A 25,623-nucleotide genomic window follows, 5' to 3' on the forward strand; every position below is an offset into this window, starting at 1 on the left:
ATTTATAAAACCTGCCATAGTACTGAAACCAGCCTCTGACCAAGCGGAACTGGGTTGTCAACTACGAAACATAGACCAACAGCAAGTGCTCCAGTTAACAACAAAGTATAAGCACAATTACTTTTTTGAGTGGCTAGTTCTAAAATCTGATTCCTTTTCTCTATCTTTATGAACTCTGGTTCTATTATTTCCTTAACATGTTCTGCAATACAATCTTTTGGATTTTTGTTTTCATAGTTTTTAATATTAGTTTTGATCTTTGGATGTGTAAGTAATATTTTTACCATGTCTACATTTCCCAACTTGCAAGCAATGTGTAGAGCTGTATTTTTTTCCTTCTTGCCGGTCTTAATTTCCTCCTCTGCACGAGCATAATTTTGAGGTATAAATTCTTTATTAACAGGTTGTAAATTGTCAAGGTATATGCAGTGAAGATATGGACTCCTATCTAATACTTCTCTCTCCTCAAATTCGTACACTGGATAACCATCATGTTCCTTTGGTCTTCTCCCAATAACAGCTTGCTTGCTTTTAATATTTACATCAATTTTTTTATGCTCTACAAGCAACTTAGCCATAAGCTCTAAATTGCTGTTCTTCGTTACTACTAGTAACAAAAGCTGAAGCAATGCACATCAAAGGTGTCATCCCATCTTCAAAAGCGTTAACATTCGCTCCTTCTTTCAATGCTTGTTGAAAATGATTCCAAGCTTCCTCAGGTGCTATGTTTTCATCACTAACATTTTGAAATTCAATAGCTTTAAACAACTTTTTTGTTGCCTCATTTGTACAAAACATTTTAACCTCCTATCACAACAAACTTGATAAAATTATACATAGAAAAAATTAAAATGTCAACTATTAAGCTAATGATCCAGAATATACTCCTTCGTTAAAGGAGACTGAGCATTTTCAAAGATTTCTTGAGTACTTCCGAATTCAACAATCTTGCCATTGCAAAAGAAAACTATGCTGTCAGATAATTTTTTAGCTTGCTTCATCGAATGAGTTACCATAATTATGGTGAACCTCAATTTCAATTCTTGTATAAGATTTTCGATTGCATTGGTTGCCATTGGATCAAGAGCAGAGCATGGTTCATCCATTAATAAAATAGTTGGCTTTACTGCAATTGCACGAGCAATACATAATCTTTGTTGCTGGCCACCAGATAAATTTAGTGCACTATCTTGCAATCTATCTTTCAACTCTTCCCATAAACCAACCTTAGTTAAACTACTTTCTACTATTTCATCTAATTTTTGCTTATTTTTCACCATGCCATGCAATTTAGGCCCATAAGCAACATTATCATATATTGATTTTGGAAAAGGATTGGGTTTTTGAAATACCATACCAACTTTTGCTCTGAGCAATACAACATCCATATCACGTGAATATATATTACCCAGCCCATCGATTACCAGTTCACCAGTCGCTCTACATCCAGGTACGTAATCATTCATACGATTGAAACAACGTAAAAATGTCGATTTACCGCACCCAGAAGGTCCGATAAAAGTTGTGACTTTCTTTTTGCAAATATTCAAATTTATATCGAATAAAACTTGTTTAGAGCCATACCAAAGATTTAAATTTTTAACGAAAGCGTATTTATCGTTCATACTAAATCCTGCATTGAATAAAGTCCTGGAGTTTTATTCTCGCACAACCATATTGCTGCCTGAACCGCCCCTCTAGCAAACGTTGTACGATCAATTGCCTTGTGATTTAATTCTACTCGTTCATCGGAATTGACAAACATGACACTGTGATCTCCTATTACTCCACCTCCACGAGATACTGCAAAGCCTATTCCTCCTTTCCCTCTTATATTTGAATTATTATGTGAATATTGATTGAGCTCAAAATCCACTTTTGCAGCGTTAGCAACTGCTTTACCAAACTCTATAGCTGTTCCAGATGGTGAATCCTTTTTTAAATTGTGATGCATTTCCCAAATTTCAACGTCATACTCATTACCTAAAAGCTTGGCAGCTTCTTTGACCAATTTCAGCAACACATTAACTCCTATACTCATATTTGCTGACCATAATATTGGAACTTTAGCAGCATATTCTTTTAAATTTAGACCTTCTATTCCAGTTGTGCCACTAACTAGCGGTTTTTTAAATTTCACGGCCGCCTTAAGGCAGTCTAGCATACATTCTTTAGTTGTAAAATCTATTACAACATTGGACGATTCAAATACCTCACTAATAGAACTTGTAACTTTGATTCCTAAATTGCAATTATTGCCTACAATAGGCCCAATATCTAAGCCTATATACTCACTGCCCAAGCGAGCAACAGCACCTGCTATTTCCACTTTGGTATTCGTAATTAATTCATTGAGTATTTTCTTACCCATTCTGCCTAAGCAGCCTATTACTCCAACTTTGATTTTCATAAAGCTTTTTCCACTATATTAGGCTTTTTTTGAAGCTTTGTCATCTTTATAAGCTTAGCATATTTAGCCTTACACTGATAAAACTATAGCTATACATCGATAAATCTATTGAAAATTGATACGACAAATTGTAATTAGTCAATTTTCTCCTATGGAGAAAACTTATAAAGAAAAAAAAGAGCACAGAGGTGCTCTTTTGTGAAGACTAATTAATAATAACCGTTGCCTACTTTGCTCGGATTAGATATTTGTGCTTCTGGTTCTCCAGTTATTGAGCGAAGTTGATTACAAAAGTCCCCTGGTGCATCATGAAAATCACCATCTAATTCCTCTTCTGCATCATAAAACTTCTCTGATTCAGTAGTTACTTCCTCAGAGTAAGATCAGATAAATCTTCTCTAAACTTAGAAAGAGATGCAGTAAAAGCATTTATTAACTCTTGTTTTTTTCTTCAATAGTAGTTTTACCTGAAGATTGTCCTTGCTGTGATATGCTTTGTTTCGCAACACTTGTTTCACTTTTTTTACCACCAAACAGCCGCTTACAGCCTGATGAAATTTTTCTTGCAATCCATGAAATTCCTATGTGATCAGCAATCCACTTAAAAAAGTTTTTTATTTTTTTTAACATATTTTACTCCTTAAGTTAATAATAATTTAATTATTACATAAAAAATATAATATGTCAATTATTTCATAAAATAATATAAAATATTAGCACTTGCTCGCAATTTTCAACAATTTAATAGCACTGGTGTTGACAACCTCCCCGCCAACACGCTTAGTGACAAAAAATCTAACATAAGGTTTGTTTGTATAAGGGTCTCTAAGTATTCTCATTCCTCTGTTATCTACGATCTTATAAGCTTGTTTGAAATCCGCTACTGCAATCATTGTAGGTGGCATATCAGCAGATTGATATACTGGTATTCCCATCAAAGTATCTGGTGTTTCAAGCGATAAACTTGGCTGCCAAAGATACTGACCTGTTTCAGATTTTAGTAGCCTCACGTCCTTTAACGTACTCCTGTTCATCAAAAATGATGCATTTTTAGAGTAATGTTCATTTAGAGAGTAGTACAATATCATTATGGCGTCGCTGTCTAGCTTATCAGCTTTAATTTGCTCTATCTTGTTATGACCATTTCCATTTTCGTAAGTTAAAATTCCTTTAGGCTGAAAAGTGCCATCACCTTTAATAAAGGCTTCATTCTCCTTCTTACTGAAAGTTTCGGTAACCTTTTCTACAAGCCAATTTTCAACATTGACAAATGCATCATCGAGCAATTTTTGTGATATTTGCGGCTGAGCATAGAGCTCATAAGTTGTGATGGAAATCTTTTGAATTTTAGGTGTACTTGTGTCTTGTGAAAAATCATACTTAGATTTATATCCACCATCTTCATCTTCTACTGTTTCGCCACTCCAACCTGCACCAGCACGGTCACAATCCTCTATAATATAATCTAATGTTTCAGTAGAGATTCTTTGACTAGAACATATCTGCCGCATTGGAGATGAATCAGCTATACGCTTGTTTATGCGTTTTACAATATGAGGAGTAACTAAATACCCTCCAATATCATTGTCATCTCCACTTAGGGTTTTGTGTGATAACCTGTTTTCCATTCCTTTGCGAATATAATCAGAAAAATATTTATCACCTGTATTAAAATCTGTGCTAATCTCTGGGCGTTGAGCTGAAGTTTCAATAAAATCTAAGCGCTCTTTACAATTATCAATATTACTATTTATCTTGCATAGCTGCTCAGGACCTTTGCTTTCGATTTCTTTTAGTTTGCGATCATTTATTAATTTAAATTGCTCCCATGATGAAGCGAGTTCATTAACACGGTGAGCGATATCAGTAAGTGACATAATAGCCTCCTTTAAAAATAAAATTAGAATAGTTATTGTAATTTGAAGGTAATCTTTATCAGTAATCTCAGCGTTGTCATGCAACCTGCATTCAGAAAAAAGACCGGTGAATGGCAGCTTAGTATAACTCAAACGCTTGTTTACAATATGGATCCCAGTGCTGGGAGGCGCTCTCATGGTAAACAACGTTCATACAACTGTATACGTATAATGCTAGTGCCTGCCATTCACCGGTCTTTTTTCTGGATTCTAGCATTGGCTTCATGGTAGATACAAATGAACGTAAGCTGCTTGGTAACGAGAGAAAAATGATAATGATTACTTGTTGAAGTAAAAAAAGCAGTGTGGTATTACACCACGCTAAGCATTATACTTAATTGTCAGTACTATACAGCATCCATTTTTTTGTGTCAAGCACTTTTTTTCACTGAGTATCTATTCAGGAGAATGTGCAAATAAAGTACGTAGCCGTATAAAGCTGGGATCCATTTTTCTATCATCACCAGAAACGTTGATTACTTTTATACCTGTAAATTTAACTGGATCCCAGTTTCAGGGCACTGGGATGACAGAAGAAAAAGGCCTGTATCGGCTACTTCGATGACACTCACAGCCCTGTCATTCCAGTGCGTGAAGCTGGAATCCAGAAAAAAAAGAAAAATGGTCAAGCACTGACCCATTTAGTTATCTTTTCTCGTCTACCTTGTTTTGCCACCCTGCTGAACGGATACATACCGTTTGTTGCTTTTACCCTATGCTACCTTATCTGCCCTGCTTCAATCAATAAAAGATTTCAATATTAATTCTGCACTACTTGCGGGATTGCTACTCTCTGTAATGGGTCTGCCAATTACGATATAATCAGCTCCTGAATTTATTGCTTCTTTTGGTGTTGCTGTCCTTTTTTGATCATCATGACCTCGATTCATACGGATTCCTGGAGTAATAATTTTAAAGTCTTTACCACATTCTTGACGCACTTCTTGAGCCTCTAGTGCAGAGCAAACTATTCCATGTAGACCAATCTTTTTTGCAAGCTTTGCCAGCAAAATTACCTGTGATTTTGTTTCTCTTGCCACTCCAAGCTCACTTAGATCTTTATTACTCATGCTAGTTAATACTGTTACTCCAATTAGCTTTATTTTAGTGCCTTGCACTATACTTAGCGCTTCTTGAAGCATTTTTGTTCCACCATTGATATGCAATGTTAGCATTTCAACATCTAGAATCTTGATTGCTTCAATCGTTCTAGCGACAGTGTTTGGAATATCATGCAATTTCAGATCTAAAAAAATTGGTATATTGCATTTTGCAACTTCTCTCACTCCAGAAGGGCCATGTGCAGCAAAAAATTCTAACCCAAGCTTTACCATGCCAACCTTATCGCGCAGAGCATTAGCTAAAGATATAGCTTTATTCAAATCTTGTGTATCCAGTGCGCATATTATTGGGTTCATTATCTTGTATAATTTTTTTTATAATAAGAGTAATTGTTGCATTTTACAATCCATATTCAGGGATTGGTCCACTTGCAATGCTTTGTACAGACACTGAACCCGATAATCTGGTCGGAGTGGGTGAACGACTGGCATATCCAAGATCTTCCTGTAAAGAATCAGACGTTTCCTCCGATGTTTTGGAACCGTTAACTGGAGTGAATTGTGCAAGTTCCCCTAATATAAATTTTATTTTCTGAGTCTCCCCTAATATTATTTTTGTGCTATAATCTTTAATTTCTCTATTTTCTCTTATTGATTCTTCTACCTTTTCTATCACATATTGAAGTTGTTTTATTTGACTGTCTCGCTCTAAAAGTGAATTTCTTAAATTTTTCACTTTGTTATTACAATCTTGTCTTATTTTGTCTAACTCAAAAGATTGATTTTTAATTAAACCATCTGCTTTATCTAGCTCTTCAAATTTCCTTTTTAACTCTTGAGATAAGTTTTTATTTTTCTGATCAATTTCTTTAAATTTATAATGTAATTCATCTAATGCCACACAAAGTTCTTCTTGCCTTTTATATAATTCTTCTTTTTGTGTATATAGCATATGTTTCTCTTTACGTAATTTATCTATTTCCTTAGATAACTCCTCGTTTTCTTTGAATAATTTTTCTATTTCCTTATTCAATTCTTCATGTTTATTATTGTCTATTTTTCTTTTCAATTCCATTATGTGTTTTTCCCTCTCAGTTAGAGTAGCTTCTTTTTCCTGTAACTGTTTACACAAATATGAGATTTTATGGAGTAGTTCTTTTTCTTGTGCAGCAAGCTCATCTTTCTCCTTCGTTACTTTTTCTAATTCGTCTGTTATTCCAATTATATGGATCATTTTTGCTTCTAATTTCTCCTCCAAAGATTTTTTTTCTTTAAGAAAAGATTTCCTCTCAGCTTCTATTTTTTGACCAAATTTTCTTCCTTCCTCGTATAAATTGTGCTTTTCTTGAGTCAACTCAAGCTCTTTGTGAGCAAATTCCTTTCCCACTTTCCTAGTGTCAATAATTATTTTATACAAAATCATAAGAGCCAAAACAGATAATACAGCTAAAGCGAGAATTAAAGAACTAGGTACATTAATAAGCGCTAAAGATGTAAGTAATGTAAGAGTAGCCAGAGAACTAGCTATAAAATAAAATGTATTATATTTATTAAGTAAATTGCTCATCACCCATATACAAAACTTCAGCAGTCTTGTATATATTGATTAAAATTATCTTACCCGTAGAGGAGAACACTTATCACAATTGTACCAGTGATAAACTTTAGTTGATATGCTAACTAAACTCAAAATACAAGGTGGCATCAGACGGGAGTAGAACATCTACTAGAATATCCAAAATCTTCTGAATATGAAGCTTCAACCAGCTCTTTATTTGGTAGTGCTGATAAGTCTCCATTACTTATATCTGAAGGAGCAAGGCTATCGTTAGTTTGTACAGATATTTCTTCAATTACTCCTTTTATTTCTTGATCACTGACTCCAACATTCTTGATTAATTCCTCCAATCTATTCAAAATCTCTAATACAGTTTCCTGCGATATAATCACTTTATCTCCTTCTCTTACATTCTCTTTGAACAAATATATCATGTTTTTTGCCAAATCTTGTGCTAAGCTCACACGATTCTGATGAACTAATGAAGATTGATCATTCAAATCTGAAATTTCTTCTTTTATAGAATGCTTCTCAAATAGTAACTCTTTGTACTTTTTATGTTGAATTTGACTTTCTTCCTCCAGATTGATACTATAATTTTCTAACTCTTCACTGTTTTTTCTTTTTTTATTAAGAATTTTTTCTAACTCTTTAATCCTACTGAAATATTTAGTTTCTTTCTCTTCCGATTGCTTACTTAGTTCTTCTAAATCTGCAGTTAGTTCAATCGCTTCTTGAGTTTTTTCATTTAACTTTTCTTCTAATCGTCTTTTTTCTTCTTCTAAATCCCATGATTTAAGTCCTAGATCAGAAGCTTTAGACCTTTCTTTTTGCAACTGCGCTTCTAACTCTGCTATTTTTTTCTCTTTCGCTGCTAAACATGTCATCAATTCTGTTACTTTTTTAGATTCTAATTCATGTGATTGATTTGCTAATCTCTGGATTTCACCATACTTACCATCCAACTCTTTTTGAGTATCATTCAATTTTTGTTTTAATCTTTTATTTTCATTCACTGCTACAGCCACACTGTACTCTAATTGCCTTATTTGATCCTTTAGTCTTTGTACTTTAACATCTAGACCTTCAGCAAATTCTTCTAAATCTTGCTTTTCTTGCACTAATTCAGCTTTTTCTTTACTTAACTTTTGTATCTCTTTTTGCGCTTTCTAACTTTTCCTTCTCTATTCTTTTCTCCTCAAATTCACTCTCTACCGAATCACTTAGCTGCCCGAATTTTTGTTTTACTTCAGCCAAAACTTCATCTTTTTCCCTTACCTTTCCATTTAATTCCTCTATCTCTCTCACTTTCTGCTGCAATTGTTCTGACATAGTTTCTTTATCTTCAGTCAATCTTGTATTTTCTTTTTCCAATTTATTAATTCTTTCGTTTAAGCTTTCATCTACAACTTGTGTACTTTTGTCTTGCATTTTAGTACTGCCTATTTGAGCTTCTTTGCTGCCACGCTCAATTTCTTGAGTTGTTTTAATGTTAATATTTCTATTACCATTTTCTATCACAATCTCAGATGATTTATGATTGCCTTTCTCCTTATTTCTAAATTTTATTTGATACAAGAATAAGTTACCTATTTTTACATCTTTATTTGCTTTCAATTGATCATCAGTAACACGATTACGCTCGATAAGTTCTATACCATTAGCATCAATATTAATTATAATAGTGCACTTTTTTCCGTCCTCATCACACCAATTCAGAGTCATTTCGTATGCACCATCAGTTACAACATAGTGCCTTATTCCTTCTTCAGAAACAAAACCGTGCATTCCATTTTTTCCATTGCTATGCAGAGTTGAAAACCCTGTAATTCCATTATCTTGACAGAAATTACTATTCAAAAACTCACTGACTTTGAATTCGTTTTTATTAGATCCCAATTTAACTTCTGCACAACTACCATATATTGACACTGTTTCAACACCACTTTCAATATACCCATTCAATACTTTTTTAGCCTTATCTTGAAGCTCTAGTCTCGCCTCCTTTACATTATTGAAATCTTGGATAACGGCTTTATACACTTCATCTTCATTAAAATTGGCATTGTATTTTATTAAAAAAGATAATATGTGAAAACTAGCTACAGCAGTATGAATTGATTTATTCTTTTCTTTTATCTTACCGAGCAAAAACAAAAACCTTTGAATGAAGTCATGATAATCATCTTTTTGTTCTTCAATTTTATTATCATATGAATTACCAAACATTATTACCTCACAACTAAATAATTAGTATAGTAATACGAATGCTAAGTTACATCAATCAATAAACTTACAGTAAATTTTCCATTCTCAGTTATAAGCTCTGCTTCTGTACTCTCAACCCATTCTATCACTTCAGCATTGCAAACTGACTGCAAATCATGCTGAGCAGAATAATTTAACTCATCCTCTTTTACACTCGCTTTTATCATCAACTTTTGTATAAGATGCTTAACTGATACGTTATTATCTGCTTTTATTTTTCTCACAAGGTTTAATATCTGCACGAAATTATCTCCCATTTCCTCAGAATACTTATCATAGATAAGTTCTTCCTTGTTAGGCCAATTACTTTTATTGTGAACGGAGTTATAACTATACAACTGATGATATATTTCCTCTGTAATGTATGGCAAAAATGGTGCAAATAACCGCAAAATAATATTGAGTACATATGCCAAACTCTGTTTCGCACTCATGTTTGCCTCGCTGTCCAATGCATCTCCATATGCACGTTTTTTAACTAACTCTAAGTAATTATCACAAAAATCTTTCCAAAAAAATTCTTCTATTGCGCTCAAAGCTTCGCAGTATTCAAACTGTAATAGGTTGTTCGTCGTTTTTTCTATCACTTTATATAATTTGGACAATATCCACTTATCCATCGTCTCACTGATGGAATTTATGCTCAATCCTTGATGTCTTTCCATAAACATGGAAACAAATTTGCTAGCATTCCAAAGTTTCGTAACAAGTCGTTTGCCAATTTTGAAGATATTTTCAGAGTAGACTGTGTCAACTCCAAGTCTTGAGTTTGCTGCCCAATAGCGTACTACGTCAGCTCCATAGGTTTCAAGAATTACATGAGGAGTGATGATATTACCTTTTGATTTACTCATCTTTTTTTTATCATCAGCCAAACACCAACCACTAATCATGATATTTTTCCACGGCAGTGAATCTGCATGATAATGTGCCTTCAAAATCGTATAAAAAGCCCAAGTTCTTATTATCTCATGGCTTTGGCTGCGCAGATCTGCAGGAAATATCTTATCATACCGATGGCTTGGTAAACCGAGCTCACTGTTTACTGCTAGTGCACTTAATTGAGGAGTGATCGCACTTGTGGCCCAAGTATCCATCACATCTTGATCTGGAATAATTTCTTCTTTGCTATAGCCTTTCGGCAAATCTTTGAGTGGATCTATAGGCAAACCCTTCACCTCAGCTAGAATAATTTTGCCTTCTTCTCCCTTACGTTTTGAATGCCAAACTGGAAATGGTACACCAAAATAACGCTGTCTTGAAATGCACCAGTCCCAACTTAGCCCTTCTACCCACACCTCCATACGTTTACGCATAGATTCTGGATGCCAGCTGCATTCTCTCACTTTATCTAATACTTGAGTTTTTTGCTCTAAAGTCTTGATAAACCATTGATAAGTAGGCAATATCTCAAGTGGTGCACCAGATCTTTCTGCGCACTTAACAGAATGAAAAATGTTAGTGCTTTCTATTAAAAGGCCCTTTTCAGTTAGGATTTCAATTATTTTCTTTCTTGCTTCTTTAACCTTTAGGCCATTTATTTCATCGTAGATTCCAGCGTCACGCGCTGGGGCGTGTGTCTCCTCTAATGGCTGGATTCCAGTGTCAAGCACTGGAATGTCACTCCCCTTTGTCATCCCAGTGCCTTGACACTGGGATCTATTATTACCATACACTGAATCTAGACTTATCCTACCATCCTGATCGATAATAATTTTCATCGGCAGACCATGCTTTTGCTGCCAATATATGTCAAGCTCATCACCAAATGTACAGCACATAACAAGCCCAGTGCCTTTATCTATTTTTACCTTATCATCAGCTATTATTGGAACTCTTGCCCCTGTGATTGCCACTATGGCTATTTTCCCAATCAGCTGAGTGTAGAGTTCATCCTCTGGATGACAAAAAACCGCAACACATGCTGGAAGTAACTCAGGTCGTGTAGTTGCAATCTTGATTTGCTCATTTTCTTCAGTGGCAAAAACTATCGTGTTCAAAGATGACTCAAAGACTTTATCCTCTATTTCCGCTTGTGCAATTGCAGTTTTATCAACTGGGTCCCAAAGAATAGGTTGCATTTTCCTGTATGCATATCCCTTATTATATAAATCAACAAATGACATTTGAGAAAGTGCCACAGCTTCCTTGCTGATCGTGTGATATTCCAAACTCCAATCATAACTAATGCCGACCGATTTAAATAACTCCTTGAATTCTTGCTTTGACTTCTCAATAACCTCATGGCACATCTCTATAAATTTTTCTCTGCCAACTTCTTTTGCGCGGGTTCTATAGGTTTGCTCAACTAACCTTTCAGTGGGAAGCCCATTATCATCAAACCCAATTGGATAAAATACATCTTTCCCCAGCATACGTTGAAACCTTGCAATAAAGTCTGTGTGGCAATAGCTGAATATATGGCCAATATGCAACTTTCCTGATATCGTTGGTGGGGGCGTATCTATAGTGAAAGTGTTACCCTTTTCACTACTCCATTTATAAACTTTACTACCTTCCCATAATATGTTGTATTTGTCTTCAATTTCTCTAAAGCTGTATTTTTCTTCTAACATAAATATTTTTCAATTTTAAGCTTTAAGTTAGCACAATTGAGCAAATACAGCAATTTTAATGTCTGCCATTTAGTTTATAATGCAAAATTTTCTTGATTTTAATTTTTTATGTATTACACGATAAATTTTTAGTATTGAGGTTTATTATGATTAACTTTCATAACTTAAAAGAGCTTATAGAGATTCTAAGTCATCCATACTATGTGCCTCACCCAGCAAAAGTAGACTTAGTAGAATTGCTTGAAGACGTGCTGGAGTTAAAAGGTAAAAGAAGCCCAGAAGAAGCAATAGCTACATTAAAAGATAAAATAAAAAATGAACTAAAAAATGAAATGAGCAGTGGAATGAAACAAAAAATAAGCAAGCTTGAGCAACTAAAGGCAGAAAATAAAGACTTACAAACTAAAAAGGATAAAGCTGAACGGTTAAATAGATCCTTAGAATATTCAAGGAAGACAGCTAAGGACGAAAATATAGAATTAAAAGATGAAAAAAATAAACTAGATAGATGAAAAAAATAAACTAAATACTCAAATCCAGCATTCACAGCAAGAAAAGAAAATATTAGAAGTCGAAAATGAAGCAAATAAACAACTAAAAGAAAAAGCAACATACATCGCTACTGCTAGTACTGGTCTTGCTGTTGGGTTAGTAGTGTATATTACACTTGAACATACAACTAAATTGGACATGTGGTTAATCGTTGTTATAGCAACAGTATCTGCATTCTTAGCTGGTGGTTTAATAATGAAACCTAGCTCTCAAGTAAATGGAACACAAGAACCACAAGGAGTAGCAAATAAGAATTCAGTGTAGCTTGATATAGTTTTTTTCATTTCACTGCCTTTCCAAATTTGAAGCAGGTTATTTGAGCCATAGTACAAAGTAAATATAGTTTTACACTAAAATTTTTAGTTTTGTTTCTGTGGGTTAGTTGGTACGAGCCTTGCCTTTAAGAAGATGTAAAATCACAATTATTACGAATAACATTCCACCAATAACTGATATAGCTCCACCCGTAATAAAACAAGCACGTGCCAACATTGATGAAATACTTGGCAGATCTGCAACTTTTCTTAATGCACCATATCCACCAAGCCAAACAAGTCCAGTAATGTGGAGAAAATGTCCCAAGCTATATGCATAAATCTGTAATCTTACTATGGAGCTTTTTATTTCTTTACAGCCCAATTTTGGTAACAGCCAGTAGACAAAATTCATAAAAGCTATAGTAATACCAACCACAGAACCGTGATAATGAGCAGGGATAGTGACATTTCCTTCAATAGTTAGTACTCCAAGCACACCTCCTCCATAAATAAACAATACAAACGAGTGGAGCAGATAACTGCCCTTATCATTGAGCAGAGTTTTTATGTTGCAAGACACTAATATTGTTAAAAAGCACGGCAGAACTGCTCCAGCAATTCTCATATGCCAGGTAAAAAACTGTATCAATTCAGCACTATCCGCCGAATAAATAAAGTATATAAACGTCGCACCTACGGTCAAAACTGTGTTTATAAATAGTGGTAAAATGGTAATTTTATTTAGACTAATATAGCGAGCATTCAGTATGATCAAATAAACTAAAAACATTGCTTGAGCAAAGGCAAACTGCAGTAAATGTCCGCCTCCCCAAAAGAGATATTCATAAAATAAATTCTTGTCTGAGTGATATAGACCTGGAGGCATATTTTTATGTGCTAAAACAACACAAAGAAATGATGACACAAGTATAATGACCAGGCCAATTTGTCCGATTGAAAGATATGAGTCTTGTTTATTTGATATGTAGGCTAGAGCTGTATTTATCAATATGCTGGTAATGAAAAGACTGAGTCCAAGTAAAAATAATTTGTTTTGTAATACAGGTATATAGTTACTTTTGATAACTTCAGTATTTGGAACAAATGCAGATATAAACATTAGCAGCATGGAAAGGATTGAGAGAATCCATGAGAAGTTAAACCAATGATTGGTGTTTTTTAAGTTTATGATGAAGAGCAGAGATATTATAGAGCACATCCATACCAAAATTGACAAATTTACGTGTATCACTAGTGCATTATCAAAGATATATTGTGCAGAAGGAATGAGAGAAGAAATAAAAGGCAATCGTAGAAAAATAACAATTATTGACAGCAGTCCAGAACAAGCAAGAGCAAGTACTGCCAAGAATATCCATTGCCTGCAAAGTGAATCGTTATTTTGTATGTTGAGCATTTACTTTTAGGTACTATAGCATAAGACAGTGTACATTTTTCAAATTGATATGCATAGTTTAAATGAATGACATTACAACAATATCTTTCATCCTGAAAATGCTGCGTCCATTTCCATTTCATATTATGGTAATATTACTGACAGCGTTAGTCTGAGCTATCGAAATGTGTTTTAATCAATACTTGATAAAAATTATTACAGTAAGAGAATCTTTACATAATGGCATGACATTACGTTAATGCTTTTGATCCACAATTAAGAACATTTTCGTTGTGATTTACGTTTCTAGTATGTATATTAATGAGTCTTGTTTTCACTAAATAATGAAAATAATAATTGTCATGATAATGTTATTGTATAGTAACTATACAATGGCAGGTGAACGAATAAGTTTAGTAGATAAAAAATTATCTCAAGGATATGTAGCTCCAATACTTACAGAAAATAGCGTTATTTTACCAGACAAGCACGGTAACTTATATTCCTTTGATATCGATAACCCAAGAGTTATAAATTGGAAACTATACCTCTCAAGTAGGAAAAAAATTGGTAATATGAGTTTATCGAGCTACAAAAAAAATGTTTTCTTTGTAGTGGATAACATTCTACACACAATAGATGCGAAAACAGGGGAGATTCAATGGGAAAAAGAATTAAGAGCTCCGGCAAAAGGGAAAGCAATAGTAATAAACAATAAGTTGGTAGTATTGACTATTGATAACTATCTACATGTATTTGATATAAAAGATGGCAGCCCCATTTGGGCTTATCAAAATGGTATAAATGAGGTTCGAGGTTTATATTCCATCTCACCAGCAGTCTCTAATGATAAAATAATAGCACCATTTTCAAATGGCGAGTTAATAGCTTTTAATGAAGAAGGTAAAAAACTATGGAGCCAAAAATTAGCTACAAATCTTTTAGACACACAGCTTACAGATGTAACTACTACACCTAGAGTACACGATAATATCTTAATAGCTACGAGCAACTCTTATATTTATAGCATTGACGTAAACTCAGGAAATATTTTATGGTCAAGGCCACTACAAGTAAAAAGTATATCAAACATTGATTCATATTATAGCCCTCTTATTCCTGCAGAGAAACAAAAAGAAGGCGGAAGAATTTTCATGGTGACTAAAGATAATAAGGTAATTGGCATCGACATACAAAGTGGAAAAACAGTTTGGACATCTGATTTTATAGAGAATGTGCAATTGTTTGTTCCAATTATGTATGCCCATACGCTCTGGGTAACAAGTAATAAAGGTTCAATATTTGCTTTTCCTGGATCTGAAAGTACAGGAAGGGTAATTAAAATACCCGGTAATGTGTTTCATGCTCCAGTATTTACCCATGGTAAGATGTATATAACGACTGAAGGAAATGGTGTTTATTCTTTAGAAAATAGGTTTGTTTTTTATGACTGATTATGATTTGATTATTATAGGTGGTGGTCCAGGTGGTTACAAATGCGCTATTGCTACTGCAAAACTTGGACTCAAAGTTGCTTGTATAGACAAAAATAGCATTTTTGGTGGCACGTGTTTGCGAGTTGGGTGTATACCATCAAAAGCATTACTCCATTCCTCTTATCAGTATGCTAGTGCGAAAAATAATCTATCAAAACTTGGCATAAAAGTTAAGGATGTAAGTCTCGATTTGAGAGAAATGATAGGCTATAAAGACGCTAGAGTTCAGGAACTTGGAAAAGGCATAGAGTATCTGTTTAACCTTTACAAAATTACTAAGATCAATGGACTTGGAAAAATTACTTCTTTTGATCAAGGCAATCTTGAAGTTTCAGTTGAAGGTAAGGTGCTGAAGACAAAAAATATAGTAATTGCAACTGGTTCTGACGTTATTTCTTTGCCAGGAATTAATATCGATGAGAAAAGTATTATTTCATCAACTGGTGCATTGTCTTTAACTGAAGTACCAAAAAAACTTGTCGTAATCGGAGCCGGGGCAATAGGGCTTGAAATGTCTTCTGTATGGAGGAGGCTAGGGTCTGAAGTCACTGTAGTAGAATTTTTTGACAGAATCGCTGCAGCAATGGATGGAGAATTAAGTAAGTCTCTACTTTCTAGTCTACAAAAACAAGGAATAAAATTTTTACTTAGCACTAAAGTTGAGGGAATAAAACAAAGTAGTAACTCTTTGAGTGTGAAAGTTTTCTCTGTAAAAGATAATCAAGCAAATACTATAGAGGCGGATAAGGTATTGGTTGCAGTAGGACGCAAACCATGCTCTGAGGGTCTTGAAAAAATAGAAAAAGACAGTCGTGGCTTTATTAAAGTCAACAATAGTTATGAAACCAACGTAAAAGGAATATTTGCTATTGGTGATGTGATTGGTGGAGCAATGCTTGCTCACAAAGCTGAGGAAGAAGGGGTGGCAGTTGCAGAGATACTAGCAAGGCAATTGCCTCACGTTGATTATGAAATCATACCGTCAGTCATTTACACCCACCCTGCAGTTTCTTCAATCGGTAAAACTGAAGAAGAACTAAAAAGTGCTGGTCGAAAGTATAAAGTTGGTAAATGTCAATTTGCTGCAAACGGTAGAGCAAAAGTCACTGACGATGCTGAGGGATTCGTGAAAGTTCTGACTTGTAGCAAAGCAGATACAATACTCGGTGTACATATCATAGGAGCATACGCTGATACGCTAATCAATGAAGCAGCGGTTGCAATGGCATATGGTGCAGCAGCAGAGGATATATACAGAATTTGTCACTCTCATCCTGATATAAATGAAGCCTTTAGGGATGCGTGCATCGATGCTTTCTTTAAAAAGTAACTGTGGACCTCGGTTCAATCATTGAAAAATGGTATGATTGGCTAAAGTACAACAGGTCTTACTCACCAAACACTTTGGAGTCATACATGAGGGACCTCAAAGATCTTATAAATTTCCTAAATACTCACATTGGTGAAGAAGTAAATGTTGGCTCTTTAGAAAAATTAAGCATACCTGAACTGAGAAGTTGGTTTACCTTTCGTTATGCAAGAGGTGTAAATGCGAGATCTAACACTCGCGCATTGTCAGTAATCAGAAATTTTTTCAAATATATAAAAAACAATTATGAAATAAATAATGAAGCGGTATTTTCTTTATCAAGGCCAATTCAGAGAAGAACTCTACCTAAAGCACTTTCAATATCTAACATAGAAACTCTATTGAAAGAAATGAAATTGCCTGATCTAGGCGAGCCTTGGGTGGTAAAAAGAGAAATTGCAATTGTCGTTCTGCTGTATGGTACGGGCTTAAGAATCACTGAAGCACTGAATCTTAAGGTTAGTGATATTAGCAATGAAAGTTTAATAGTAACAGGTAAGGGAGATAAACAAAGGCAGGTATTTATTCTTCCAGTAGTAAAAAAGTGTATACAAAAATATATAAAAGCTTGTCCCCACTTTGACGAAGCGGGACATCTTTTTGTCGGGGTAAGAGGAAAAAAATTGGGAAGAACTTATGTTGCTAATCGTTTGCAAAAAATAAGAAGATTTTTAAACTTACCAGAAATTTTATCTCCACATGCATTTCGCCATAGTTTTGCTACTCATTTGCTTCAGGAAGATATTGACATAAGATCAATACAACAGCTGCTTGGCCACTCAAGCCTTGAAACTACTCAAGTTTACACTCACCTAAATTATCAAGATGTCTTCAATATGTATAAAAACTTTCAGAAGAGTTTGAATAAAAAATCGAAATCTTAACTTCGTCTTAAATCAATAATATTGCCGAACTGAGTGCTTGCAACATCATTCAGTACTGTACTTGCTTTATATAAACAATAGTAACCAGCAGAGAGAAAGCAAAAACGTTTTGCAAAAGGTTGTGAATGAAAGAGAATAGAAAGCAGAATTTAAATTAGAAGCTATGTAAAGAAACAAGTCAAGCAAATAGCAAAAGAGCTAGGCTCTGTGTACAAAATGTTAGCAGGTCAAATTAATTGAGGACGGGGATAGTTTACGACATCAGGGCTGGCTTTTCCTTTGGTGGATTTCATGACTTCACCAACAAAGAACCCATACAATCTTGTTTTACCACCCTTATATTCTTGAACTTTATCTTGGTTGTCATTGATGATTTTATCTATTACCTCTGAGATTTGACATGTGTCAGTTATTTGCTTGAGATTCTGCTCTTCTATAATAAGGGATGCAGGCTTTCCAGTTTCAAACATAATATCAAAAACTTGTTTACCAAGTTTAGCAGAGATCGTTCCATCGACGATAAAGTCGAGGAGTTCGGATAAAGCATCTGCTTTAATTGGAGAGCTAACAATATCAATATTTGTTTTATTTAAACGACCGAAAAGCTCGACGGTTAACCAGGTAACTGCAATCTTTGAATCATGCTTTTTTGCTAATTTTTCAAAATAATCGGCAATTTCTTTATCAGAAGTGATAACGTCTGCATCATATTCATTGATACCTAATTCCTCTATGTATCGAAGTTTTTTTTGATCTGGCAACTCGGGTAAAGATGATTTAATAGAATCAATTTTGTCTTGGCTTATTTCAACAGGTAGCAAATCAGGTTCAGGGAAATATCTATAGTCACTTGAATCTTCTTTGCTTCTCATCACTTTTGTTTTTCCTAAAGTGACATCAAACAATAAGGTATCTTGACTTATTTCTCCTCCGCTTTCCAAAATTTTGATCTGCCTTTGTGCTTCATAATCTATAGCTTGTACAATATAACGTATTGAATTTAAGTTTTTTATTTCACAACGAGTGCCAAATGTGCTACTACCCTTTGGGCGAACAGAAACATTTGCATCACAGCGAAGTGACCCCTTTTCCATATCACCATCACATGAACCGATGTAACGCAAAGTCTGCCTCAATTTTTTCATGAATTCTGCAGCTTCTGCAGATGAACGAAGATCTGGCTCTGAAACAATTTCCATTAAAGCAACACCTGCACGATTTAAATCTACGTAAGTTTTGCTTTCTTCATGAATACTCTTTCCTGCATCTTGCTCTAAGTGAATTCTTGCGATTCTTATTTCTTTTTCATTATTATTGATAAACACTTTACCATTTTTAACTATCGGCTCAAAGAACTGGGTTATTTGGTAACCTTGTGGTAAATCGGGATAAAAATAATTTTTACGATCAAAGTAAGAGCACTTATTAATTTCTGCAGAAAGTGCAAGACCGGTACATATTGCTTGCTCTATGCAGAAATAATTTAATATTGGCAATGTACCTGGCATTGCTGCATCAACTAGAGAAACTTGAGTATTGTGCTCAGTGCCAAATTCCGTTAGTGAACTAGAAAATAGCTTTGTCTTAGAAGAAACCTGAGCGTGTACCTCAAGTCCAATTACTGTCTCCCAGTTTTCTTTTGTCATGTATTTTATTCAATTAATAACTTTATATTCTGCAAACTAGCACAAAAAGTCAAATAAAACTCATTTAACCTATGATCCAAGAGCGGTGTATATCAATAATATAAGAGTTACTACAGTTTCTATTGACTAGGCTGTTATATAATAAAGTTAAGTGCTGCCAAAAAATATCTATAGTAGGCCAAAACATAATTTTGATGGCAACTGATTAGCTAACAAATTTATAAACATCAGTATATAGTTCATCAATGCCTGGCTCTTTACTATTTTTAGCAAAATCTTCTGACTTTTTTACTAAATCTCGTATTTCCTTATCAATAGCTTTGCATTCTTCATCAGAAGCGATTTTATTGTCTGTTATATACTGCTTTAGGGTGCTTATAGGATCATGATTTTGCTTCATATCTTCAACTTCTTCTTTTGAGCGATAAGTAGCAGGATCTGACATTGAATGTCCACGATATCGATATGTCTTCATTTCAAGCAAGAGAGGTCCTTTTCCCCCACGTACGTGCTCAGCTATTTCACTTGTTAACTCATAGACAGAGAAAAAATCCATTCCATCAACTTGTTTTCCAGGAATACCAAAACTCTCTCCTCTTTTATATAGTTCAGTTACTAAAGTTGATCTTTGTACAGAAGTTCCCATTGCGTATTCGTTATTTTCTATGATATAAACCACAGGTAACTTCCACAAAGATGCCATATTAAATGATTCATATACTTGTCCTTGATTTGCAGCACCGTCACCAAAATATGTGAATACAACGTTATCTTTTTTCTTGTATTTATTAGCAAATGCTATTCCTGTACCAATTGGGACTTGTGCACCTACTATTCCATGTCCACCAAAGAAATTTTTTTCAACATCAAATATGTGCATGGAGCCACCTTTGCCTTTTGAACACCCTGTTTCTTTGCCGGTTAGTTCTGCCATCACAACATTCGGATCAGAATTACATGCAAGCATTAAGCCATGGTCTCTATAGCTTGTGATAAAAGCATCACCAGATTTTGATGCAGCTTGAGTCCCAACTGCAACTGCTTCTTGCCCTATTGATAAGTGACAGAATCCGCCTATTAATCCCATTCCGTATAATTGTCCTGCTTTTTCTTCAAATCTGCGTATGAGAAGCATTTTTCTGTAGAATCCGATCACCTGTTCTTTAGTGAAATTTTCTGCTTTCATATTGACTTTCTCTTATTAAATTGAGATCATACCAAAAATTTTTAACGTTTTATAATACTATCTATATGGACTACTATCACTGGCTTGAAGCTTTTCACGTTATCTCTGTAATTATGTGGGTGGCAGGTATGCTCTATTTGCCAAGGCTTTATGTTTACCATGCATCTGTAAAACCAGGGTCAGAAAATGACAGCTTACTTCAAATAATGGAGAAGAGACTCCTTAGATATATCATAAACCCTGCAATGCTTTTCTCCCTTAGTTTTGGAATTATGCTAATGATTATTAGGGAAGCATATCGAGAAGGGTGGTTTCATGTAAAAGCGCTAGCATTATTCTTAATGTTTGCTATTCACGGCCTACTTGCAAAGCATAGGAAAAATTTTGCAGTGGGCTTGAATAAGAAAACTCACGTTTATTTTCGTGTTTTAAACGAAGCAGTAACAGTGTTAATAATAATTATAGTTATTATGGTTATTGTAAAACCTTTTTGATTTTCTAGCCTAATGCTGAACCATTGAATGGAGTATAAGAATTGTTACTAAATAGTTTATTCTGATGTTCCGTAGTCTAAGTAAAGTACTTAAGGTATAGATTCTTTGTTTTTGTGTGTTATCCTGTTTAACAAGAATTCGCAGTAGTATTATAATGAGTAAGTTAAAAAAGCTTAGTGCTGGACTTTCTTTGACAGGCCTGATTGGTAGTGATGATATAGATATGCAAAGGGCAGGAAATAGAAAGAAGGAATATCAATTTTTGGATAAGACGTTCGCATGGATTGATGCGATGATAAATTTTATTTTTAAACGTGAGAGCAATAACGTAAATGAAGTCCTAAAAGTCACATGGGGACCACTATTTTTTGGTTTAGTGGTGATGCTCATTTTTTTTGGAATAGGCGGTATTTGGTCAGCTATAGCTCCAATTGACGGGGCAGTACATGCAAGTGGAGAAGTTGTTGTGTCTTCAAATAGGAAAATAGTTCAGCACTTGGGTGGAGGAATAATAAGCAAAATTTTAGTAAAAGAAGGTCAAACAGTCAAAAAAGACGAACCTTTAGTTTTATTAAGCGATATTAATGAAAAGGCAAATTTGAGTATAATTAAAGAAAAATTCTTATCACTTCTGGCAACTGAAGCAAGACTTATTGCAATCAGAGGAGATTTAGACACGCTAGAATTTTCTGACGAGGTTAAAAAATTGTCGGACGATGAACTTGTAAGTAAAGCGATAAAGAATCAAGTAAAGTTATTCAACTCTCAGAGAAAGAGCATATTGGGAAAAACAGACATACTGCAACAACGTATAAAGCAGTTAAATGATGAATTAGCAGGGCTAAATTTTCAACTAAATGCAGCCCATAAGCAATATGACTTGATAACTGAAGAGTTAGAAACAAAAAGACAATTACTTGATAGTGGCCATATAAGCAAACCACACATTTTAGCTTTAGAAAAACAGTTTGCTGACATTGAGGGTAGAGTTGGACATTACCGTTCTGCAATATCTCAAGTACAGCAAAAGATTGGAGAAAATGAGTTAGAGATTATAAATGTGAAGAATGATGCTCAAGAAAGAGCAAATGCTGAGCTTAAGGAAGTTAATACATCTATTGCAGACTTAAAAGAGAGGCTGATGGTTGCTGAAGATTCGTTAGCACGTACAATAATTAAATCACCTCAAGATGGTATAGTTACAGATATAAGATACCACACTGAAGGTGGTGTTATACAATCTGGAGTTCCAATCATGAGTATAGTACCATCAGATGATGATCTCATAATAGATGCTAAAGTTCTAACCAGAAACATAGAAGAGATACTGTCAGCAAAAAAGAAAGATAGCAATATAGTCTCTATCGACGGACTAGAAGGGCTGAAAGTTAAAGTAAGGCTGAGCGCTTATAGTGCACGTCGCTTAAGTTTAATTAATGGTATAGTAAATCATATTTCTCCTGATGCTCTTGATGATCCAAGAATGGGGCGTTATTATTCAGTGCGAGTAGTGATACCAAAATCAGAACTTGCTCAATTTAAAAACGTATACCTATATCCTGGTATGCCAGCAGAAGTATATATAGTTACTCAATCCCGCACTCTTTTATCGTTCTTGTTTACTCCTATAATCGCAACATTCGATAGATCTTTCATAGAGAGATAATTTATTTGGCTTTTCTAAAAAATTTGTTTACAGAGTTTGATATGCAAAAAAATTTACACACAAGTAGTATATTATTTTATAATTATTTTCTATAATATGTAAATCTTTGATTTAAGATGCAAATGCTAACGTAAACATTAAAGGTTAATTAGTAAACTCAGCTGTATAATAGAATTAAAGGAATTAGTAAGATTTTTACCTCAATGAATTATAAATAGGTAAACTTACCTAAAGTTTAATAGTGTCTGTTACTGCTTTTAGGTGTGAGGCTAGAGGGTTATTAGCAATAACAGACACTATTAAACTTATTATAGAATTTTCTTAAAGTAAATACTTAACTTAAAATATTATAATATTTTAACTTAAAATAGATTCATGTAAATGCTTTTTCCTCAAGTGAGTATCGTATTATTATATTTATTAAATGCTAAAAAAACATTAATCATCATTTACTTTTGATTTAATATTTAGCAAAACACTTGTGTACATTCTATAATCTCTGTTTGCATAGTAAGTTTATATATATTATTATACAGTTAGTTTTACAGCAAAAAATATGGTGAAGTTATTTGCATTATTGATAATGTTTTACTCAAACATATCAATTGCTTCTGCTCCTACTTCTTGGCAATTTGGATTTCCTGCGCCTGCAACTGAGATAATGGAGGTTGTAGTTAAGTCACATTCATTTGTGATGAGTGTAATGATTGCAATTATGCTTTTTGTATGGGCCCTGCTTGCTTATGTAGTATTTCGCTTTCGTAAGGGCAAAGTGAAAAATGTCAGTAAAATAACTCATAATATCTTTGTAGAAATTATCTGGTTTGTTATACCAACGATTATTGTTGGGGTATTAGCTTTTAAAAATGCTGAATTAATTAAACTACAGGAGAAAGTGCCAAAAGCGGACATAACACTAAAAGTTATTGGTCATCAATGGTATTGGAGCTATCAATATCCAGAATATCAAGGTGTGTCGTTTGACAGCTATATTAAGGGAAAGGATGACTTTAGCGAAGGAGATTTGAAACTATTCTCTGTTGACAATAATGTTATCTTACCTGTCAATACTAATGTTCGTTTACAAGTAACAGCAGGAGATGTAATACATAGCTGGGGAGTGCCAGCTTTTGGTATAAAAATTGATGCAATACCAGGTAGGCTAAATGAGGCATGGTTTAACGTTACAAAGCCCGGTATTTATTATGGGCAGTGCTATGAATTGTGTGGTCAAGGTCATGGATTTATGCCAATTGTTGTTGAGGCAGTGAGTAAAGAAGATTTTAATAAGTGGATTGAAAATAAAAAATTAGTGAGTTAAGTTTGGAGTATAGATATGAGTGATGTACCAAAAGGTATAAGACGTTGGGTGTTTTCTACTAATCATAAGGACATAGGAACACTATATATTATTTTTTCCATACTAGCTGGAATTGTTGGTGGATTGTTATCAGTGGTTATTCGCACTCAGCTAATGCACATTAATATACTTAACAATAATTACCAGCTATATAACGTAATGATTACAGGGCATGCGGTAATAATGGTGTTTTTTATGATAATGCCAGCCCTAATGGGAGGATTTGGTAATTGGTTTGTACCTCTCATGATTGGTGCACCAGACATGGCATTTCCTCGTATGAATAATTTAAGTTTTTGGTTATTAGTTTCATCTTTTATTTTGCTCATCCTCTCGGTGTTTGCCGGTGAAGGTCCTGGAACAGGATGGACTTTATATCCACCTTTGTCACAAATCATGTCTCACCCAAGTGCAGGAGTTGACCTTGCTATACTTGCACTTCATGTTGCTGGTATGTCATCAATTGTTGGAGCGATCAACTTTATAGTCACTATATTCAATATGCGTGCAAAAGGTATGTCGCTCACTAAGATGCCACTATTTGTTTGGTCTGTTTTACTAACGTCATTTATGTTAATTGTTGCCTTACCGGTACTTGCTGGTGCTATAACTATGCTGCTAACAGATCGCAATATTGGTACTTCCTTTTTTGATCCTGCTGGTGGCGGTGATCCTGTGTTATTTCAACACCTGTTTTGGTTTTTTGGTCATCCAGAAGTTTACATAATTATTTTTCCTGCATTTGGCATTATAAGCCAAGTCGTGTCAACTTTTTCCCATAGGCCAGTTTTTGGTTATAAGGGAATGATTTATGCCATGATAGGTATAGCAGCATTTGGTTTTATGGTTTGGGCTCACCATATGTTTACTGTTGGACTTAGCGAAGATGCTGCTGTATTTTTCAGCACTACAACAATTTTTATTGGCGTTATAACTGGTGTAAAAGTCTTTAGTTGGATTGCAACTATGTGGGGTGGGGCGATTGAATTTAAAACCCCTATGCTATTTGCACTGGGTTTTATTTTTATGTTTGTTGGTGGGGGTATAACAGGGATAATTCTTTCTCACGGTGGAATAGATAAGCTTTTGCACGATACCTATTATGTCGTTGCTCACTTTCACTACGTCATGTCGCTTGCTGCATTATTTGGGGCCTTTGCTGGTTTTTATTATTGGATAGGTAAAATGTCAGGTAAGCAATATAACGAGTGTTTAGGAAAGATACACTTTTGGCTCACTTTTATTAGCACCAATGCTACTTTCTTACCTCAGCATTTCTTGGGGTTAGCTGGTATGCCAAGGCGTATACCTGATTATCCTGACGCATTTATTCCTTGGAATTATATATCCTCAATTGGCTCATATATGTCATTTGTTTCAGTTATGTTTTTTGTGTTTATAGTTATACATCTCTTCAAATGGGGCAAAAAAGCTGGAGATAATCCTTGGGAAGGTGATACTTTAGAATGGACGGTATCTTCACCGCCGCCTTTTCATACTTTTGAAAAACCACCAGTGATAAAATAGA

Annotated in this window: 23 protein-coding genes; 9 read left to right on the top strand and 14 right to left on the bottom strand. The window is 34.4% G+C overall.

Going from position 1 to position 25,623, the window contains the following annotated elements:
- Positions 1-2: 2 nt before the first annotated feature.
- The 11 genes from BBB02_RS00105 to BBB02_RS00150 all read right to left on the bottom strand — a co-directional run bounded on the left by BBB02_RS00105 (position 3) and on the right by BBB02_RS00150 (position 11,789).
- A complete protein-coding gene (locus BBB02_RS00105; RefSeq protein WP_245970123.1) occupies positions 3-578 on the bottom strand; it encodes an ankyrin repeat domain-containing protein in 576 nt (191 codons plus the stop codon).
- Complete coding sequence (locus BBB02_RS00110; protein ID WP_127463562.1) at positions 571-798, bottom strand: hypothetical protein; 228 nt, start codon at positions 796-798, stop codon at positions 571-573. Before BBB02_RS00110 ends, BBB02_RS00105 begins: the two co-directional genes overlap by 8 nt.
- Positions 799-866: 68 nt before the next feature.
- Complete coding sequence (gene pstB, locus BBB02_RS00115) at positions 867-1,625, bottom strand: phosphate ABC transporter ATP-binding protein PstB (RefSeq protein ID WP_019236313.1); 759 nt, start codon at positions 1,623-1,625, stop codon at positions 867-869.
- Entirely contained in the window at positions 1,622-2,410 is a 789-nt protein-coding gene (gene dapB / locus BBB02_RS00120; protein WP_127463563.1) for a 4-hydroxy-tetrahydrodipicolinate reductase, read from the bottom strand. Before dapB ends, pstB begins: the two co-directional genes overlap by 4 nt.
- A 432-nt stretch (positions 2,411-2,842) precedes the next feature.
- Positions 2,843-3,040 (bottom strand): hypothetical protein, encoded by a 198-nt coding sequence (locus tag BBB02_RS00125; protein WP_127463564.1) that lies wholly within the window; start codon positions 3,038-3,040, stop codon positions 2,843-2,845.
- Positions 3,041-3,123: 83 nt separating this feature from the next.
- Entirely contained in the window at positions 3,124-4,287 is a 1,164-nt protein-coding gene (locus tag BBB02_RS00130) for a phage major capsid protein (RefSeq protein ID WP_127463565.1), read from the bottom strand.
- A gap of 776 nt (positions 4,288-5,063) precedes the next feature.
- Complete coding sequence (gene pyrF, locus BBB02_RS00135) at positions 5,064-5,744, bottom strand: orotidine-5'-phosphate decarboxylase (protein ID WP_127463566.1); 681 nt, start codon at positions 5,742-5,744, stop codon at positions 5,064-5,066.
- 43 nt (positions 5,745-5,787) lie between these two features.
- A complete protein-coding gene (locus BBB02_RS00140) occupies positions 5,788-6,954 on the bottom strand; it encodes a coiled-coil domain-containing protein (protein ID WP_127463567.1) in 1,167 nt (388 codons plus the stop codon).
- Between the two features lie 137 nt (positions 6,955-7,091).
- Complete coding sequence (locus BBB02_RS06240) at positions 7,092-8,066, bottom strand: coiled-coil domain-containing protein (protein WP_245970124.1); 975 nt, start codon at positions 8,064-8,066, stop codon at positions 7,092-7,094.
- 16 nt (positions 8,067-8,082) lie between these two features.
- Positions 8,083-9,174: a hypothetical protein gene (locus BBB02_RS06245; RefSeq protein ID WP_245970125.1), complete on the bottom strand. Its 1,092-nt coding sequence runs from the start codon at positions 9,172-9,174 to the stop codon at positions 8,083-8,085.
- 41 nt (positions 9,175-9,215) lie between these two features.
- Positions 9,216-11,789, bottom strand: a complete 2,574-nt coding sequence (locus BBB02_RS00150) for a valine--tRNA ligase (RefSeq protein WP_127463568.1) — start codon at positions 11,787-11,789, stop codon at positions 9,216-9,218.
- Positions 11,790-11,935: 146 nt separating this feature from the next.
- Here BBB02_RS00150 and BBB02_RS06250 point away from each other — a divergent pair, with 146 nt between their 5' ends.
- Both BBB02_RS06250 and BBB02_RS06255 read left to right on the top strand, forming a co-directional pair.
- Positions 11,936-12,301: a hypothetical protein gene (locus BBB02_RS06250; RefSeq protein ID WP_245970126.1), complete on the top strand. Its 366-nt coding sequence runs from the start codon at positions 11,936-11,938 to the stop codon at positions 12,299-12,301.
- Positions 12,302-12,443: 142 nt separating this feature from the next.
- Entirely contained in the window at positions 12,444-12,605 is a 162-nt protein-coding gene (locus BBB02_RS06255) for a hypothetical protein (RefSeq protein ID WP_245970127.1), read from the top strand.
- A gap of 114 nt (positions 12,606-12,719) precedes the next feature.
- Here the strand turns inward: BBB02_RS06255 and BBB02_RS00160 are convergent, their stop codons facing one another.
- On the bottom strand, positions 12,720-14,015 hold the full coding sequence (locus BBB02_RS00160; RefSeq protein ID WP_127463569.1) for a cbb3-type cytochrome c oxidase subunit I: 1,296 nt from the start codon (positions 14,013-14,015) through the stop codon (positions 12,720-12,722).
- Between the two features lie 323 nt (positions 14,016-14,338).
- Here BBB02_RS00160 and BBB02_RS00165 point away from each other — a divergent pair, with 323 nt between their 5' ends.
- The 3 genes from BBB02_RS00165 to BBB02_RS00175 are packed head-to-tail and all read left to right on the top strand — an operon-like array spanning position 14,339 to position 17,743.
- Positions 14,339-15,448, top strand: coding sequence for an outer membrane protein assembly factor BamB family protein (locus BBB02_RS00165; protein WP_127463570.1), 1,110 nt, complete (start codon positions 14,339-14,341; stop codon positions 15,446-15,448).
- Positions 15,441-16,820, top strand: coding sequence for a dihydrolipoyl dehydrogenase (gene lpdA, locus BBB02_RS00170; protein ID WP_127463571.1), 1,380 nt, complete (start codon positions 15,441-15,443; stop codon positions 16,818-16,820). The genes BBB02_RS00165 and lpdA overlap by 8 nt, the downstream gene beginning before the upstream one ends.
- A gap of 2 nt (positions 16,821-16,822) precedes the next feature.
- Positions 16,823-17,743 (top strand): tyrosine-type recombinase/integrase, encoded by a 921-nt coding sequence (locus BBB02_RS00175; RefSeq protein ID WP_127463572.1) that lies wholly within the window; start codon positions 16,823-16,825, stop codon positions 17,741-17,743.
- Between the two features lie 227 nt (positions 17,744-17,970).
- Here BBB02_RS00175 and gatB read toward each other — a convergent pair whose 3' ends face one another.
- Both gatB and pdhA read right to left on the bottom strand, forming a co-directional pair.
- Positions 17,971-19,389 (bottom strand): Asp-tRNA(Asn)/Glu-tRNA(Gln) amidotransferase subunit GatB, encoded by a 1,419-nt coding sequence (gene gatB, locus BBB02_RS00180; RefSeq protein WP_127463573.1) that lies wholly within the window; start codon positions 19,387-19,389, stop codon positions 17,971-17,973.
- A gap of 205 nt (positions 19,390-19,594) precedes the next feature.
- The gene (gene pdhA / locus BBB02_RS00185) at positions 19,595-20,575 is read right to left on the bottom strand and encodes a pyruvate dehydrogenase (acetyl-transferring) E1 component subunit alpha (RefSeq protein ID WP_010401363.1); all 981 of its coding nucleotides are present in this window, start codon (positions 20,573-20,575) and stop codon (positions 19,595-19,597) included.
- A 65-nt stretch (positions 20,576-20,640) separates the two neighbouring features.
- Here pdhA and hemJ point away from each other — a divergent pair, with 65 nt between their 5' ends.
- The 4 genes from hemJ to ctaD all read left to right on the top strand — a co-directional run bounded on the left by hemJ (position 20,641) and on the right by ctaD (position 25,622).
- The gene (gene hemJ / locus BBB02_RS00190) at positions 20,641-21,069 is read left to right on the top strand and encodes a protoporphyrinogen oxidase HemJ (RefSeq protein ID WP_127463574.1); all 429 of its coding nucleotides are present in this window, start codon (positions 20,641-20,643) and stop codon (positions 21,067-21,069) included.
- A 154-nt stretch (positions 21,070-21,223) separates the two neighbouring features.
- Positions 21,224-22,735, top strand: a complete 1,512-nt coding sequence (locus BBB02_RS00195) for an HlyD family type I secretion periplasmic adaptor subunit (protein ID WP_127463575.1) — start codon at positions 21,224-21,226, stop codon at positions 22,733-22,735.
- Between the two features lie 556 nt (positions 22,736-23,291).
- Positions 23,292-24,056: a cytochrome c oxidase subunit II gene (gene coxB / locus BBB02_RS00200; protein ID WP_127463576.1), complete on the top strand. Its 765-nt coding sequence runs from the start codon at positions 23,292-23,294 to the stop codon at positions 24,054-24,056.
- Positions 24,057-24,071: 15 nt separating this feature from the next.
- Positions 24,072-25,622, top strand: coding sequence for a cytochrome c oxidase subunit I (gene ctaD / locus BBB02_RS00205; protein WP_127463577.1), 1,551 nt, complete (start codon positions 24,072-24,074; stop codon positions 25,620-25,622).
- Position 25,623: the final 1 nt, after the last annotated feature.

The organism is Wolbachia endosymbiont of Bemisia tabaci (genome assembly GCF_003999585.1).
In the GTDB taxonomy this organism is placed as follows: domain Bacteria; phylum Pseudomonadota; class Alphaproteobacteria; order Rickettsiales; family Anaplasmataceae; genus Wolbachia.